This is a genomic window from Caldimonas sp., from assembly GCF_046291045.1.
GTDB lineage: Bacteria > Pseudomonadota > Gammaproteobacteria > Burkholderiales > Burkholderiaceae_C > Caldimonas.
Genome location: NZ_JBKBSL010000002.1, coordinates 29,513 through 45,300 on the forward strand (window position 1 = coordinate 29,513; position 15,788 = coordinate 45,300).

General features: G+C 68.0%; 12 protein-coding genes. 6 read left to right on the plus strand and 6 right to left on the minus strand.

The window, feature by feature from the left end; translation table 11 throughout:
- The first annotated feature begins 25 nt into the window (after window positions 1-25).
- The 3 genes from rnhA (at window position 26) to ACK4ZD_RS01100 (ending at window position 4,911) form a co-directional block, all read left to right on the plus strand.
- The gene (gene rnhA / locus ACK4ZD_RS01090; RefSeq protein WP_409657519.1) at window positions 26-478 is read left to right on the plus strand and encodes a ribonuclease HI; all 453 of its coding nucleotides are present in this window, start codon (window positions 26-28) and stop codon (window positions 476-478) included.
- A 110-nt stretch (window positions 479-588) separates the two neighbouring features.
- Entirely contained in the window at window positions 589-1,818 is a 1,230-nt protein-coding gene (locus tag ACK4ZD_RS01095) for an efflux RND transporter periplasmic adaptor subunit (protein ID WP_409657521.1), read from the plus strand.
- 24 nt (window positions 1,819-1,842) lie between these two features.
- A complete protein-coding gene (locus tag ACK4ZD_RS01100) occupies window positions 1,843-4,911 on the plus strand; it encodes an efflux RND transporter permease subunit (protein ID WP_409657524.1) in 3,069 nt (1,022 codons plus the stop codon).
- Between the two features lie 21 nt (window positions 4,912-4,932).
- Here the strand turns inward: ACK4ZD_RS01100 and glp are convergent, their stop codons facing one another.
- The 6 genes from glp to ACK4ZD_RS01130 form a co-directional block, all read right to left on the minus strand.
- Window positions 4,933-6,207 (minus strand): gephyrin-like molybdotransferase Glp, encoded by a 1,275-nt coding sequence (gene glp / locus ACK4ZD_RS01105; protein ID WP_409657527.1) that lies wholly within the window; start codon window positions 6,205-6,207, stop codon window positions 4,933-4,935.
- A gap of 13 nt (window positions 6,208-6,220) precedes the next feature.
- Window positions 6,221-6,769, minus strand: a complete 549-nt coding sequence (locus ACK4ZD_RS01110; protein ID WP_409657530.1) for an N-acetyltransferase family protein — start codon at window positions 6,767-6,769, stop codon at window positions 6,221-6,223.
- Window positions 6,756-7,343 carry a molybdenum cofactor guanylyltransferase MobA gene (gene mobA, locus ACK4ZD_RS01115; protein WP_409657533.1) on the minus strand — a complete coding sequence of 196 codons (588 nt, stop codon included), beginning with the start codon at window positions 7,341-7,343 and terminating at the stop codon, window positions 6,756-6,758. The genes ACK4ZD_RS01110 and mobA overlap by 14 nt, the downstream gene beginning before the upstream one ends.
- Window positions 7,333-7,629 carry a hypothetical protein gene (locus tag ACK4ZD_RS01120; protein ID WP_409657536.1) on the minus strand — a complete coding sequence of 99 codons (297 nt, stop codon included), beginning with the start codon at window positions 7,627-7,629 and terminating at the stop codon, window positions 7,333-7,335. Before ACK4ZD_RS01120 ends, mobA begins: the two co-directional genes overlap by 11 nt.
- Window positions 7,630-7,631: 2 nt before the next feature.
- On the minus strand, window positions 7,632-8,747 hold the full coding sequence (moaA, locus tag ACK4ZD_RS01125; protein ID WP_409657539.1) for a GTP 3',8-cyclase MoaA: 1,116 nt from the start codon (window positions 8,745-8,747) through the stop codon (window positions 7,632-7,634).
- Between the two features lie 115 nt (window positions 8,748-8,862).
- Complete coding sequence (locus ACK4ZD_RS01130) at window positions 8,863-9,453, minus strand: C40 family peptidase (RefSeq protein WP_409657542.1); 591 nt, start codon at window positions 9,451-9,453, stop codon at window positions 8,863-8,865.
- Window positions 9,454-9,826: 373 nt separating this feature from the next.
- Here ACK4ZD_RS01130 and ACK4ZD_RS01135 point away from each other — a divergent pair, with 373 nt between their 5' ends.
- From ACK4ZD_RS01135 to ACK4ZD_RS01145, 3 genes are all read left to right on the plus strand, one after another.
- Entirely contained in the window at window positions 9,827-11,728 is a 1,902-nt protein-coding gene (locus ACK4ZD_RS01135) for a propionate--CoA ligase (protein WP_409657545.1), read from the plus strand.
- Window positions 11,729-11,882: 154 nt separating this feature from the next.
- A complete protein-coding gene (locus ACK4ZD_RS01140; protein WP_409657548.1) occupies window positions 11,883-13,172 on the plus strand; it encodes an HD-GYP domain-containing protein in 1,290 nt (429 codons plus the stop codon).
- The gene (locus ACK4ZD_RS01145) at window positions 13,169-15,610 is read left to right on the plus strand and encodes an EAL domain-containing protein (RefSeq protein ID WP_409657551.1); all 2,442 of its coding nucleotides are present in this window, start codon (window positions 13,169-13,171) and stop codon (window positions 15,608-15,610) included. The genes ACK4ZD_RS01140 and ACK4ZD_RS01145 overlap by 4 nt, the downstream gene beginning before the upstream one ends.
- The last annotated feature ends 178 nt before the right edge of the window (window positions 15,611-15,788 follow it).

Here is a 15,788-nt window from a genome sequence, read left to right on the forward strand (position 1 = left end):
CGGATGCAACAAAAGAGTCCCGTCCATGAATGCAGTGATTCCCCGCCCCCAAGTGGTCATCTACACCGATGGTGCCTGCAAGGGCAATCCCGGCCCGGGCGGCTGGGGCGCCTGGCTGGTCTCGGGCGCCCACGAAAAGGAACTGTTCGGCGGCGAGCGATCGACCACCAACAACCGCATGGAGCTCACGGCGGTGATCGAGGCCCTGGCCAGCCTCAAACGCAGCTGTGAGGTGACGATCTATACCGACAGCGAGTACGTGCGTAAAGGCATCACCGAGTGGCTGCCGGCCTGGAAAGCCCGCGGCTGGAAGACGGCCGATCGCAAACCCGTGAAGAACGTCGAGCTGTGGCAGCGGCTGGAGGCTCTGACGGCCTTGCACCGCGTGCACTGGCGCTGGGTGAAGGGCCATGCCGGCGATCCGGGCAACGAGCGTGCCGATGCGCTGGCCAATCGCGGGGCTGCCAGCGTGGTCTGACGCCGTCCTGTGCGATGTGCGATCGGCCGGTCGCCGGGACTTGTGAAGAAGTGTGAAACGGCGAGTCGGCTTGCGCGTACATTGTGGGCACCTGCGGATCACTTCGCCCCATGAAGAAGTTGCACGCCCTCGTCGCCGTGGTCGGCATTGCGCTGGCCAGTGCTGCGGCTTACTGGTACCAGCATGGCGGTTCCGGCTCGAAAACCGGCACCTTGGCGGCGGAAGCGGGCTCGCCGGCACCCGCCCCGGCGCGTGGGGCAGGGCCGTCCGGGCCCGTGGCCGTGGAGGTGGGTTTGGCGCAGTCGGTCCAGGTGGCCGAGCAAGCCCAGGCCGTGGGCACCCTGAAGTCACGTCAGGGGGTGATGCTGCGCCCCGAGGTCTCGGGTCGGGTGGCCGCGCTGGGCTTTCGCGACGGACAGCCGGTGCGCCGCGGGCAGCTGCTGGTGCAGCTCGATGACAGCGTGGTGCGCGCCCAGGTGCAGCAGGCCGAAGCCCAGCTCAGCATCGCCAGGGCCAACGATGCCCGCAACCGCGAACTGCTGGCGCAGAACTTCATCAGCCAGGCGGCGGTGGACCAGGGGGCGGCCAACCTGCAGGTGGCGCAGGCGCAGCTCGCCCTGGTGCGTGCCCAGCTCGATCGCTTGCGCATCGTGGCACCTTTCGACGGCACCGTCGGCATCCGCCTCGTCAACGTGGGCGACTACGTGCGCGAGGGGGCCGACCTGGTCAGCCTGGAAGACCTTCGAGCCCTCCATGTCGACTTTCGGCTGCCCGAGCGCTACCTGCCCCAGTTGCGCGTCGGCCAGGCCGCCCAGGTGGGCGTGGATGCCCTGCCGGGGCAGCGTTTCGAGGCCCGAGTGCGGGCGCTCGAACCCCAAGTCGATGTCAACGGCCGCTCGGTGCTGGTGCGCGCGGCCATTGACAACCCAAAGGGCTTGCTCAGGCCGGGCATGTTCGCCCGTGTCGATGCGGTGCTGTCCACGCGCGTCGACGCGGTGATGGTGCCCGAGGAGGCGGTCGTTCTGCAGGGGGGCCGACAGTATGTGATCCTCGTCGTCGAAGGGGGTGAAGGGATGCCCGCCGGCACCCGGGTGTCGCGTCGGGTCGAGGTGGTGCTCGGCCAGCGCCGCGAGGGCCGCGTGGAGGTCGTGCAGGGGGTGCCCGCAGGGGCCACGGTCGTCACGGCCGGCCACCAGCGCATCGCGCGCGACGGCACGCCGTTGCGGGTGATCGAGCTCGAAGGTGCGGCGCGTCCCGCCGACGCGGCCTCGGCGAGCGCAGCCCCCGGTGCCGCGTCCGATGCGAGCCGACCCGGCCGGCGCGCCCTGGCTGCCGGGTGATCGCGGCGATTGCGGGATCCGATCATGAGAATCTCCGAAGTCTGCGTGCGCCGGCCGGTGTTCGCCACCGTGTTGTCCCTGCTGATCCTTCTGGTGGGCTTGGTGTCCTTCGATCGGCTGCAAGTGCGCGAGTACCCCCGCATCGACGAGCCCGTGGTGACCGTGTCCACCCGCCTGGCCGGTGCGTCGTCCGAGGTGATCGAGTCCCAGGTGACCAAGCCGCTGGAAGATTCAATCGCCGGGATCGAGGGCGTGGACATCATCACCTCGATCTCGCGTCAGGAGCAAAGCCAGATCTCGGTGCGCTTCAAGCTCGACAAGAACCCCGATGACGCAGCCGCCGAGGTGCGTGACCGCGTGGCCCGCGTGCGCGGGCGGCTGCCCGACTCGGCTGACGAGCCGGTCATCTCGAAGGTGGAGGCCGACGCCTCGCCGACGATCTGGCTGGCCTTCACCACCACCACGCTGTCGCCGCTGGAGGTGACCGATCTCATCACCCGGTTGGTCAAGCCGCGGCTGCAGACGGTGAGCGGGGTGGCCGACGTGCTGGTGCGTGGCGAGCGCGAGTACGCGATGCGCGTGTGGCTCGACCCCGACCGGCTCGCCGCATATGGCGTGACCGTCCAGGATGTGGAGGATGCCCTGCGGCGCCAGAACCTTGAGGTACCGGCCGGGCGCATCGAGGGCCGCCAGCGCGAGTTCAGCGTCACTGCCCAGACCGATCTCGGCACGCCCGAGCAGTTCGGGCAGGTGGCGCTGCGCCAGGTGTTGGGCTACACGGTGCGCTTGCGCGATGTGGCGCGTGTGGAGTTGGCGGCGGCCAGCGAACGCTCCAGCGTGCGCTTGAACGGGCAGCGGTCGGTGTCGCTGGGCGTGGTGCGACAGGCCACTGCCAACCCGCTGGAGGTGGCCCAAGGCGTGCGAGAGATCCTGCCTCGCCTGCAACAAGAACTGCCCGAAGGGGTGACGGTGCAAGTGGCCAACGACAACTCGGTCTTCATCGATCGTTCGGTCAAGGCGGTCTACGCCACGATCGCCGAGGCGGTGGTGCTGGTGGCGCTGGTGGTCTTCGTCTTCCTGCGCACGCTGCGGGCCTCGATCATCCCGCTCGTGACGATTCCTGTGTGCCTGATCGGTGCCTTTGCGCTGATCGCCGCGGCGGGCTTCACGATCAACACGCTGACGCTGCTGGCGCTGGTGCTGGCCATTGGTTTGGTGGTGGATGACGCCATCGTGGTTCTGGAGAATATCTATCGCCACATCGAGGAGGGCATGGAACCCTTCGCCGCGGCCATCCAGGGGGCCAGGGAGGTCGGTTTTGCGGTGGTGGCGATGACGCTCACCCTGGCGGCCGTCTATGCGCCGCTGGCCTTCACGCCAGGGCGCACCGGGCGGCTGTTCGTCGAGTTCGCACTGACCCTGGCCGGCGCGGTGATCATCTCGGGCTTCGTGGCGCTCACGCTGTCGCCGATGATGAGCTCCAAGCTGCTGCGCCACAACCCTCGGCCGACTCGCTTCGACCGCGGCATGGAGCGCGTGCTGGTGGCCCTGACCGGTGCCTACGAGAGGGCCTTGTCTTGGACGCTCACGCATCGCTGGGTGGTGGTGCTGACCATGCTGGCCAGTGCCGGGGCCAGCGGGTGGCTGTTCACCGGCATGCGCAGCGAGTTGGCCCCGATGGAGGACCGGGGCGTCGTGCTCGTCACGGTCAATGCCCCGGACGGCTCTACCCTGGCCTACACCGAGAAGTACATGCTCGAAATCGAGCGCATCGGTGCGAGCCTTCCCGAGTTCGACCGTGTCTTCGTCGTGGCTGGCAACCCGACGGTGTCGCAGGGCATCTCGTTCATGCGCACCATCGACTGGGACGAGCGCAAGCGCAGCACCCAACAGCTCGCGCGCGAGCTTCAGCCCAAGCTGGCTGCGCTGCCTGGCGTGAGCGCCTTCCCCATCACCCCGCCCTCGCTGGGCCAGGGCTTCCGTGAACGCTCGGTGAATTACGTCATCCTCACCTCCGACAGCTACGAGAACCTCAACGAGGTGGCCCAGCAGTTCGTCGAGGCGATGAACCGCCATGGCGGCTTCGTGCAACCCGACACCGATTTGCGCCTGAACAAGCCGGAGATCTACCTCGAAGTCGACCGCGAGCGCGCCGCCGATGCCGGTGTCTCGGTCGACCAGGTCGCGCGCACGGTGGAGACCATGCTGGGCGGTCGCAACGTCACGCGCTTCAAGCGCGACGCCGAACAGTACGATGTGATCGTGCAAACCGCGGCGGACGGTCGCGCGCGTCCGAATGACATCGAGCGGCTTTTCGTGCGCGGCCGTGACGACCGCATGATCCCGCTGTCGTCGCTGGTGACGGTGCGCGAGGCCGTCTCCCCCAGGGAACTCAACCACTTCAACCAGCGTCGCTCGGTCAGTATCACGGCCAATCTGGCACCAGGCTTTGCCTTGGGCGACGCGCTGAAGTTCATGGACGAGACTGCCGAGCGGCTGCTGCCAACGGGCTACGCCACCGAACTCAACGGCGTCTCGCGCGAGTTCCGCGCCTCCAGCGGCGCGCTGGGCTTGGTGTTCGTGCTGGCGCTCCTCTTCATCTTCCTGGTGTTGGCCGCTCAGTTTGAAAGTTTCGTCGATCCTTTCGTGATCTTGCTGTCGGTGCCGTTGTCCATGGTCGGCGCCCTGGCTGCCCTGACGCTCACCGGCGGCACGCTCAACGTGTATTCGCAGATCGGCTTGATCACGCTGGTGGGGCTGATCACCAAGCACGGCATCCTGATCGTCGAATTCGCCAATCAGCAGCGCCAGCAGGGCCTGGGCTTGATGGAGGCCACGCGTCGTGCTGCGGCCCTGCGCTTGCGGCCCATCCTGATGACCACCGGCGCCATGGTGTTGGGGGCGGTTCCCCTGGCGATCGCCACGGGCGCGGGCGCCGAGAGCCGCCAACAGATCGGATGGGTGATCGTGGGAGGCATGACGGTGGGCACCGTGCTGACCATCTTCGTGGTGCCCACGATGTACACCCTGTTCGCGCGCCGCAGCACGCCCGGGCCGATCACGCGCTCCGTGGAAGAGGCGGTGGGCGCCTGATGCGCCCGACCCCTCGGACGCTCAGATCAGGCCTTCGAAGGGCAGCACGTCCACGAGTTCGCCCTCGGCGACATGGCCCTGGTCATGGTGCAGCACCACCAGTCCGTTGGCTTCCGACATCGAGCGCAGGATGCCCGAGCCCTGCGAGCCGGTGATGCGCACCTGCCAGCGTCCATCCACCTGGCGCACGATGCCGCGCTGGTATTCGGTGCGTCCCGGCTTCTTGCGCAAGGACTGCTCCGCATGCGCACGCAGCAGCGGCAGCGGTTGCGGCGTGGCTCCACCCATGGCCAGCAGGGCTTCGCGTACGAAAGCGTAGAAGGTGATCATCACCGCCACGGGGTTGCCCGGCAGCCCGAACAGCACCGCCTGGCGGCCGCGGCTCTCGATGCGGCCGAAGGCCATGGGCCGGCCCGGGCGCATCGCGATGCGCCAGAAGGCCACCTCGCCCAGCCGCGCCATCATCTGCTTGGTGAAGTCGGCCTCGCCCACGCTCACGCCGCCCGAGGTGATGATGGCATCGGCGCTCTCGGCGGCCTGCCGGAAGGCGGCTTCCAGGGCTTGCGGGTCGTCGCGCACGACCCCGAGGTCGAGCAGTTCCACGCCCAGGCGCTGCAGCATGCCGTGGATCGTGTAGCGGTTGCTGTCGTAGACGCAACCGGCCTCCAGCGGCTCGCCGATGGAGCGCAGCTCGTTGCCAGTGGAGAAGAAAGCCACCCGCAGGCGGCGTAAGACAGGCACTTCGGCCTGGCCCAGCGAAGCCAGCAGGCCCAGGTCGGCCGGGCGCAGGATCTTCCCGGCGGACAGGGCGGGCCGGCCCCGTGCGAGGTCCTCCCCTCGCAGCCGGCGGTTGTCGCCGGGGCGCACGGCGCCGGCGGGAAGGGTCACGACCTCGCCCTCGACTTGGCAGAACTCCTGCGGCACGACGGTGTCGAGCCCTTCGGGCATCACGGCGCCGGTCATGATGCGCACGCACTGGCCGGGCGCCACCCGCTGCTCGAAGGGCTGTCCGGCCAGCACAGTGCCCGCGATGCGCAGCCGCGTCGGGCCGTCGGCGCTCAGTTCGGTGCCGCGCAGCGCGTAGCCGTCCATGGCCGAGTTGTCGTGGGCTGGCACGTCGATCGGTGAGACCACGTCGGTGGCCAGCACGCGGCCCAGCGCCGCGCGCAGGGGCAGTTTCTCGACGGTCTCCACACGCGGGACGAAGCGGCGGATGAACTCCTGCGCCTTTTCCACGGGCAGGGCGTCCGGGTCGTAGCCGCTCACACAGGAAGCGATCTGTTCGAGGGAGCTCATCGGGTCGCGCAACTCACAGCATCAACACCATGTGGGCCTTGTCGAAGTACTGCACCTTGCGGCCCGTCTCGACGCGGATGGCCCGCGGCAGCAGGCCGTACATCTTGAAGCCTGCCCGCTCATACAGGCGCACGGCCCGCTCGTTGGAGGCCGTCACCGTCAGGGTCAGCATCTCCAGGCCTTGGGCCTGGCGCGCCAGATCGACGCACGCGGCAAGCAACTGGCGGCCGATGCCCAGGCGGGTGTGGGACTCTCGCACATACATGCCGACGATGTTGGCGCGATGGCGCAGCTTGCGCTTGAGTTCGCGCTCGCAGGCCACCGAGCCGGCCAGCTCGCCGTCCACCCAGGCCCCCATCAAGAAGGTGCCCCCCAGCGGCTCGCTCAAGCCCAGCCGGCCCAAATAGCTCTCGGGGCTGCGCATCCGCTCGGTCTCGGCATCCGAGGTGAAGGATTCGGGGTGGCGCTGCAATGCCTCGTCGCGCAGCAGCTTGTAGGCCGGCAGGTCCTCCGGGCCCAGGCGGCGCACCTCGATCGAGGCGGAGCGTTCAACCGCTACCACGCTCGAGCGCCACCAGCTCGTCCTGGGTGTTGGCGTTGGCAAAGGCCGACTCGTCATCGAATGGCACCTCCACGGTGTGGTGCTGGGCCGTCCAGCGGTCGATCTTGCGGCCGCCCCCCTGCGTGAAACGCACGAGGCTTTCCAGCAGCGAGGTTCGCATCAGCGTGAACACGGGCTGAACCTGGTCCCCGGTGCGCGCCATCGCCATCTCGGCGTCGTGGGCCTGCAGGGCCGCTCCCAGCCGCTGGACCAAGTCGGTCGGGAACAGCGGCGAGTCGCAGGGCACGGTGACGAGATAGGGCGTCTCGCAATGCTCCAGTCCAGCCAGGAAGCCTGCCAGCGGCCCGGCGTAGTCGGGCAGGGCGTCGGGCCAGACCGGCACGCCGAAGGATTCGTAGGCGCCGAGGTTGCGGTTTGCGTTGATCATCACGCGGCCCACCTGCGGCGACAGCCTCAGCAGCGCATGCAAGGCCAGCGGCAGGCCGCGATAGTTTTGCAGGCCCTTGTCGACCCCGCCCATGCGGCTGCCTCGGCCGCCGGCGAGGATCAGGCCGGTGATGAGATCAGGATCCATCGTTGCGGTCGTCCGGGAAGGGGTCGCCCTGGCGTCGCGGTCCTTGCATCACGGCCACCACGAGGCAGCCCACCGACACCGTGACGACCATCGCGAGCAGGAAGATCACGCCGCCGGTGACGATGTAGTCGACGAGTTGTGCCGCCCGCACCGCATCGTCGTGCAGGCCTTCCTGCAAGCCGGCCTTGATCCACGCGCCGATGAGCCAGGGGAGCGTCACGCTGGCCAGCACGGCGGCCAGCAGGCGCCGTTTGACGGCCGGGGCCAGCAGCGGGGCGGGAACCATGCTCAGCCTCCGATGTAATGCATCTCGACCTTGCGCAAGGCTGCGCCGGTGTCGGCCTGCAAGGTTGCGCGCAACTCGGAGTAGCGGTCGCCACGATCTTGCCAGATCAACCCGATGGCCGCTGCGATCTGCTCGTCGGTGCAGCCTGCGCGCAGCAGGGCCCGCAGGTCATGCCCTTGCTGGGCGAACAGGCACAGGAAAAGCTTGCCTTCGGTGGACAGGCGGGCGCGGTTGCAGTCGCGGCAGAAAGCCTGGGTGACGCTGGAGATCACGCCGATCTCGCCGCCACCGTCGCGGTAACGCCAGCGCTCGGCGGTCTCGCCGGGGTAGTTCGGGTCGATCGGCTCGAGCGGGAAGTGGGCGTTCAAGCGTTCGATCACCTTAGCCGACGGCAGCACCTCCTCCATGCGCCAGCCGTTGGTCGCCCCCACGTCCATGAACTCGATGAAGCGCAACACAATGGAGGAGCCCCGGAAATGACGGGCCATCGGCACGATCTCGTGGTCGTTGGTGCCGCGCTTGACCACCATGTTGACCTTCAGCGGCCCCAGTCCGACCTTCTGGGCGGCCTCCAGCCCCGCCAGCACGTCGGCCACAGGGAAGTCGACATCGTTCATGCGGCGAAACAGCGCATCGTCCAGCGCGTCCAGACTGACGGTCACGCGCTGCAAGCCGGCGTCTTTCAGGGCCCGTGCCTTGCGCGCCAGGACCGAGCCGTTGGTAGTGAGCGTCAGATCCAGGGGGTGGCCCTCGGGTGTGCGCAGGGCGGCGAGCATCTCGATCAGGCGTTCGAGATCCTTACGCAGCAGAGGCTCGCCACCCGTGAGCCGGATCTTGCGCACGCCGTGGGCGACGAACAGCCGGGCCAGCCGGGTGATCTCCTCGAAGCTCAGCAGCGCGCTGTGGGGCAGGAACTGATAGTGCTTGTCGAAGACGTCCTTGGGCATGCAGTAGCTGCACCGGAAGTTGCACCGGTCCGTCACCGAGATGCGCAGGTCGCGCAAGGGCCGGCCCAGGCGGTCGCTGAGCAGCCCGTCGGGCGAGCGCCACTGGTCCGGCACCCGCGGCACGGAGGCCCGGACACGGTGATCGGCCAGCGGGATCACTTTCTCTGCCATGCCCCGATTGTGCATCGGCGCGGGCCGGATGGTCCATCGGCCCGCCCGGGCGCTTGCCGCTCATCAAGGCGATCGGCAAGCGCCGCACCGGGGCCTCATCGGCAGCGGGGGCAGGTCAATGGGCGAGAGGCAATGCCGCCTCGGCGGCCTGCTGAGCCGCCGAGGCCTTATCGCCACCGCCGCGGGACGAGGCCACGAGCACCTGCGCGCGCCTGGCACCGTTGAAGCGCTGGCTCCAGTAGCTTATGCGCATGTCCTCGATGCGCACCTGGGCGCCGCTGCGCGGGGCGTGGATGAACTTGCCTTCTCCCACGTAGATGCCCACGTGGGAAAAGGCCCGGCGCAGGGTGTTGAAGAAGACCAGGTCCCCCGGCCTGAGCTCGCTGCGCGGCACCGGCACCAGACCGGGAGCCCGGGCCTGCTCCTCGGCGCGGCGCGGCAGGCCGACCCCGAGGGCCGCGTCGAACACATGGCGGGTGAAACCGCTGCAGTCGAAGCCCTCGTCGATCGAGCTGCCGCCTCGGCGGTAGTTCACACCAAGGAAGCTCATCGCCGTCACTACGGCCTGGGCCGCGGCATCCCCTGCTGCAGGCGAGGCGTCCGGCGCCTGGGGATCGCCCGCGGCCGGTCCACCCTGGAACACCGGACCGGTCGGCGGGGCTGGCGGAGGCGGCGACCATCCCCGCTCGACGAGGAAAGCGGACATCGGGTCGTCTGCGGAGGCAGCCGGACGCGGCGCCACGGAGGCGCACCCTGCCAGGCCCGCCAACAGGCAGGCCGCACCCATCAGGCGCAGGCAGGACGTTCGCATCGCCGCAACCATAGGCCAACAGAGCAGGTTTCGTCAAGAAATTTCCGATATGACAACCACTTAGCGCCAACATCTCGAAACGATCACCGATGGCCCCGGCGGCGCCTCGACTGATTCAGGGCCGGGTCAGACCTGTGGCGGCACGCCTGGCGTGCGGGCAGGATCCACGGGTGACGCCGCGCTCGGCTGTCAGGGGGCCGTCAGCGTGCCTGCCTTCAATCGGTGCTCCAAGGCGACGGGCCGCACCTACCCTGCGAGGAGACACACCATGAACTACGAAGCCTTCTACCGACGCTCGATCGAGGACCGGGACGGCTTCTGGGCCGAGCAGGCCCGCCTGATCGACTGGCAGCAGCCGCCGCAGACCATCTGCGACTACAGCCGCGCCCCCTTCGTGCGCTGGTTCGTCGGCGGCACCACCAACCTGTGCCACAACGCGGTCGACCGGCACCTCGCCCGGCGGGGCGACCAGGCCGCACTCATCCATGTGTCCACCGAGACTGGTGCCGAGCGTGTCTACAGCTTCCGCGAGTTGCATGCCGAGGTGCAGCGCATGGCGGCCGTGCTGCAGTCCCTGGGGGTGGAGCAGGGGGACCGTGTGCTGATCTACATGCCGATGATTCCCGAGGCGGTGTTCGCGATGCTGGCCTGCGTCCGGCTGGGGGCCATCCACTCGGTGGTCTTCGGCGGGTTTGCCAGCGTGAGCCTGGCCAGTCGCATCGACGATGCCGAGCCGCGCGTGGTCGTCAGTGCCGATGCCGGCTCCCGCGCTGGCAAAGTGGTGCCCTACAAGCCGCTACTGGACGAGGCGATCCGGCTGGCGCAGCACAAGCCCGAGCGCGTGCTGCTGGTCGACCGTGGGCTGGCGCCGATGGAGCGCGTGGCCGGGCGTGATGCCGACTATGCCCCCTTGCGCGAGCAGCACCTGCATGCCCAGGTGCCCTGCGTGTGGGTGGCCGCCGACCACCCGAGCTACACCCTTTACACCAGCGGCACCACCGGCAGGCCCAAAGGGGTGCAGCGCGACACCGGCGGCTATGCGGTGGCCCTGGCCGCGAGCATGAAGTACATCTTCTGCGGCCAGGCCGGAGAGACCTATTTCTCCACCAGCGACATCGGTTGGGTGGTGGGGCACAGCTACATCGTCTACGGCCCGCTGATCGCCGGCATGGCCACCATCCTCTACGAGGGGCTGCCCATCCGACCCGATGCGGGCATCTGGTGGCAGCTCGTCGAGAAGTACAGGGTCACGGTGATGTTCAGCGCCCCCACTGCGGTGCGGGTGCTCAAGAAGCACGATGCGGCTTATTTGAAGAAGCACGACCTGTCCAGCCTGCGCGCTCTATTCCTGGCCGGTGAGCCGCTGGACGAACCCACCGCGAAATGGATCGCCGAAGGCCTGGGCAAACCTGTCATCGACAACTACTGGCAGACCGAGACCGGCTGGCCCATCCTCACCATTGCCAACGGGGTCGAGCACAAGCCTGGCAAGTTCGGCTCGCCCGGTGTGCCGATGTACGGCTACCGTGTCAAGCTGCTGCACGAGGCCACCGGCGAGGAGCTGACCGGGGCTCATCAGAAGGGCGTGCTGGCCATCGAAGGCCCGCTGCCTCCGGGGTGCATGCAAACGGTCTGGCGCGACGACGAGCGCTTCGTGAAGACCTACTGGAGTGCGGTGCCCAACCGTCAGGTCTACAGCACCTTCGATTGGGCCATCCGCGACGAGGACGGCTACTACTTCATTCTCGGCCGCACCGATGACGTCATCAACGTGGCCGGCCACCGCCTGGGCACACGCGAGATCGAAGAGAGCATCGCCAGCCACCCCGCCGTGGCCGAGGTGGCCGTGGTGGGGGTGGCCGACAGCCTCAAGGGGCAGGTGGCCATGGCCTTTGCCGTGCTGAAGGATCCCACACTGGCGGCCACCGAGGCGCAGGCCCTGGCCCTCGAGGGCGAGATCATGAAGGTGGTGGATCAGCAACTTGGCGCTGTCGCACGGCCCGCACGTGTGAGGTTTGTCACGGTCCTGCCCAAAACCCGCTCGGGCAAGCTGCTGCGCCGGGCCATTCAGGCCGTGTGCGAACACCGAGACCCCGGCGACCTGACCACCATCGAGGATCCTTCGGCCCTGCAGCAGATCCGCGCGATGGTGGCCCCACCGCCGGCCTGAGCCGCACGCGAGGCCCCGCCGCGGCAGGGGCTCGGCCATCTCGGTGTCTGCCATCCCCCTTGTGGGGGATGTGCGACAGCCGGACTCAAGATCGGGGTGAAAAGGTCGAAGTCTCGAAAGCCTGGATACATTTGCGGTCCAGCGCGTTTTCCGGATGAAAGACCCTCAAGCCCCGCTCTACGTTGATGTTCACCAGCTCAAAGTCGGCATGTATGTGCATCTCGACGTGGGTTGGATGGCTCACCCCTTTGCGATGAGCAGTTTCCGCATCGCTTCGGACGACCAGATCGCCACGATCCGCGGCCTGGGTCTGCAGCAGGTGCGCTGGGATCCCTCTCGCAGTGACCCGGGGTTGCTGGCGATCGTGTCGGGCCAGGCCGGACCGCAACTGGCGGCTGGTCCGCTGCCGGCCGATCCGCAAGCGGCACTCAGAGCGCGCCGACGCGCCTTGCTGGCCTCGCAGCGGGCCCATTTGGCGGCCTGCGAGCGCGAGTTCAATCAGGCCGCCAAGGACTTTCGGCAGATCACTGAGGCCGTGCACACCCAGCCCGAGACGGCCCGCGAGCGCTCTGAAAGCCTCGTGCAGAGCTTTCTGGACAAGATCGACGGCGCCCACGACACTTGCATCCGCCTGCTCCACGAAGCCGTGGGCGACCGCGCCTCGTCTCACAGCCTCAACGTCACGGTGGTGTCGATGCTGCTGGCCCGGGCCATGGGTCTGGGTGAACAGGAGCTACGCGACGTGGGCTTGGGGGCCTTGCTGCACGACCTGGGCAAGATCGAACTGCCGGACCGGGTGCGTTGGAAGGACGAGCTTTCCACCTCGGCCGAATTGCAGTTCTATCAGGAACACGTGGCTCACGGCGTGAGCCTGGCGCGCAAGATGAAGCTCAGCCCGCAGGCCACGCTGATCGTGGCCCAGCACCACGAACAGGCCGACGGCCGGGGCTTTCCGCAGCGGCTGCCGGGCGAACGCATCAGCGCGCTCGCGCGCATCGTCGCGTTGGTCAACCGCTACGACAACCTGTGCAACCCGCTCAACCCGGCCAAGGCATTGACGCCGCATGAGGCACTGTCGCTGATCTTCGCGCAGATGAAGGCGCGCTTCGATGCGCTCACTCTCAGTGCCTTCATCAAGATGATGGGGGTGTACCCGCCGGGCTCGGTCGTCGAGCTCACCGATGGGCGCTTTGCGCTGGTCGTCTCGGTCAATTCGGCGCGTCCGCTCAAGCCCCGCGTCATCGTGCATGATCCGCGTGTTCCGGCAGAGGAAGCTTTGGTCGTCGATCTCGAGGCTGACCCGAATTTGGGCGTGCGGCGAAGCCTCAAGCCGACGCAACTGCCGCGCGCCGCTTTGGAGTATCTTTCGCCGAGACAGCGCATTTACTACTTTTTCGAGCGGGCGACCGAAGTGGTCAAGCCCGATGGCGAGGATCCGACATGATCGACTCGACAATCATGTCGGTGGCCAAGCGTCTGATCGAAGGGATGCTCGAGGCTGTCTGGTTGGTCGATCCGCTCGACCTGCACGTGGTCGCCGCCAACCAGGCGGCCCACGCCTTGCTGGGCGTCAGCGAGGGCAGCCTGGTCGGCAAGGCCGCGATCGAGCTGGCCGCCACGCCCGAGGATCTGGTGTTCTGGGAGGATGTCGCGGCGGGTCTGAGCGACCGTATCCTGTCCGACAGCCTGGTATGCCGCAGCGACGGCACCGTCGTGCCGGTCGAGCGTCGCGTGAGTCTGCTGCGCCTGGCGCCAGGCCATTCCGTGTTCCTCGTGGGTCTGCGCGACCGCAGCGAGCAGCGGCGCGTGGAGGATGAGCTCGAGCGTCTGGTGTCCGAGCTGCGCGCGACTCTCGAATCCACGGCCGACGGCATCCTCGCGGTCGACCTGCACGGAAGCATCCGCGGCTACAACCAGCGCCTGGCCGATCTCTGGGGCTTCCCACAGGCCCTGATGCTGCGTCGCGACGACCAGGCCATCTTCGCCTGGCTGCGTGAGTCTGTGGCCGATGTGCAGGCTTACGACGAGAAGCTCGACCTCATTGCCCGATCGCCCCTGCTCGAATGCACCGACCTCATTGCCTTGAGATCGGGCCGCGTGATGGAGCGGGTGACGCGGCCCCAGTACAGCCGCGGCCGGCCCATCGGTCGCGTCTACTCCTTCCGCGACATCACGCAGCAGCTCGCGCAGGAGTCTCAGCTCCAGCTCGCCGCCAAGGTGTTCGATGCCAGCCCCGACGCCGTCTTCATCACCGACGGGCAACTCAAGGTGTTGGCGGCCAATCCCGCCTGTGCGCGCCTGTGCGGCTGCGCTCGCCAGACGCTGGTGGGGCAGCGCTGGAACGAACTGGTCCACGATCCAGCCGACTCCGGGGCGATCGATCGCCTGCGCTCGGCCGTCGACGAGTGCGGCAGCGTCGAGGCCGAACTGCATTACGTGCGCGCCGACGGCAGCAGCGGACCTTGTCAGGTCTCGATGGTGCGCCTGCCGGACGATGCAGGCGGAACGCTGCACTACATCGCTTTCGTCAAGGATCTCACCGACAAGCTGGCGGCCAAGCGGCGCATCGAGGAGCTGGCCTACACCGACGCGCTGACCGCCTTGCCCAACCGCCTGGCGTTCAGCGAGCGCGTCGAATTCGCCATCGCGATGGCCCGCCGCGAGCACGGTCGCTTTGCGGTGATGTTCGTCGACCTCGACCGCTTCAAGCAGATCAACGACTCTCTGGGGCACCTCTACGGAGACCGCGTGCTGGTGGATGTGGCCGACCGGCTCAGGCGCTGTGTGCGTGAGGTCGATACCGTGGCCCGCTACGGCGGCGACGAGTTCGTGGTGTTGCTCCACCAAGCCGACGCTCGCGGTGCGGAGGCGACCGCCCGGCGCATCCTCGAGGCCCTGACCTTGCCGGTGCAGCTCGACGAACTGAGGTTCACCGTCACCGGAAGCGTTGGCATCGCGATGTATCCGGACGACGGTGCCACCGCCAATGATCTCATCAAGAACGCCGATGCGGCCATGTACCGGGTGAAAGAGCGCGGTCGCGCCAGCTTCCGCTTCTACCAGCCGCAGATGAACGTGGACCTGCTGGCGCGCATGAAGATCGACCATGCCATGCGCCAGGCCCTGCCGGCCGGCCATTTCCGGCTGGCCTACCAGCCGCAGGTGGACATCAAGACCCGCGAGGTGCTGTCCGCCGAGGCCCTGCTGCGCTGGCGGGATCCGGACCTGGGCGACGTCTCGCCGGCCCAGTTCATCCCCGTGGCCGAGGAAAGCGGCTTCATCGTCGCTCTGGGCGACTGGGTGCTGGCCCAGGCGGTGCAGCAGGCCGCGCGCTGGCAGGCCCAAGGGCGAGCGTTGCAGGTCTCGGTCAACGTCTCGGCCCTGCAGTTCCAGCAGGCCAACTTCGTCGAGCGCGTGGCCGGTGTGCTATCGGCGGCTGGGCTGGCCCCCGGCTGGCTCGAACTCGAGCTCACCGAATCCATCCTGATCCAGGATGCCGAGGAGGCGCTCAGCCGTTTGCAGCAGCTCGCACAGATCGGCGTGCGCCTGGCGATCGACGACTTCGGCACCGGCTATTCCAGCCTGGGCTACCTCAAGCGCTTCCCTATCGGCAAGCTCAAGATCGACCGCTCCTTCATCGCGGGGCTGCCGGCCGACGAGAGCGATGCCGGCATCGTGCGCGCGATCGTCAGCATGGCGCGGGCCCTGCACATCAAAGTGATCGCCGAGGGGGTCGAGACCGACTTGCAGCGGCAGTTCCTGTGTGCCGCGGGCTGCGACCAGTTCCAGGGCTACCTCTTTGCCCCGGCGGTCGACCCCGAGGCGTTCGACAGGCTACGCGACGAGGCAGGACACGCGCCGGGCCGCTGTGTCGCCGGCTGAGGCGGCGATCAGCGGCGGCCGTTGTGGGAATTGCGCACTGGTCGTCCGGGGGCAGGAATGTTAGAGTCTCGGCTTGAGACTTTCGGTCCTTCCCGTCCCCTTTGCTGGTTTCTGAGTGAATCCACAGTGAAGGCGGGTCGCAATCCGCCAACCGGTCAAGCCGTGTCGCGGAAGGTTG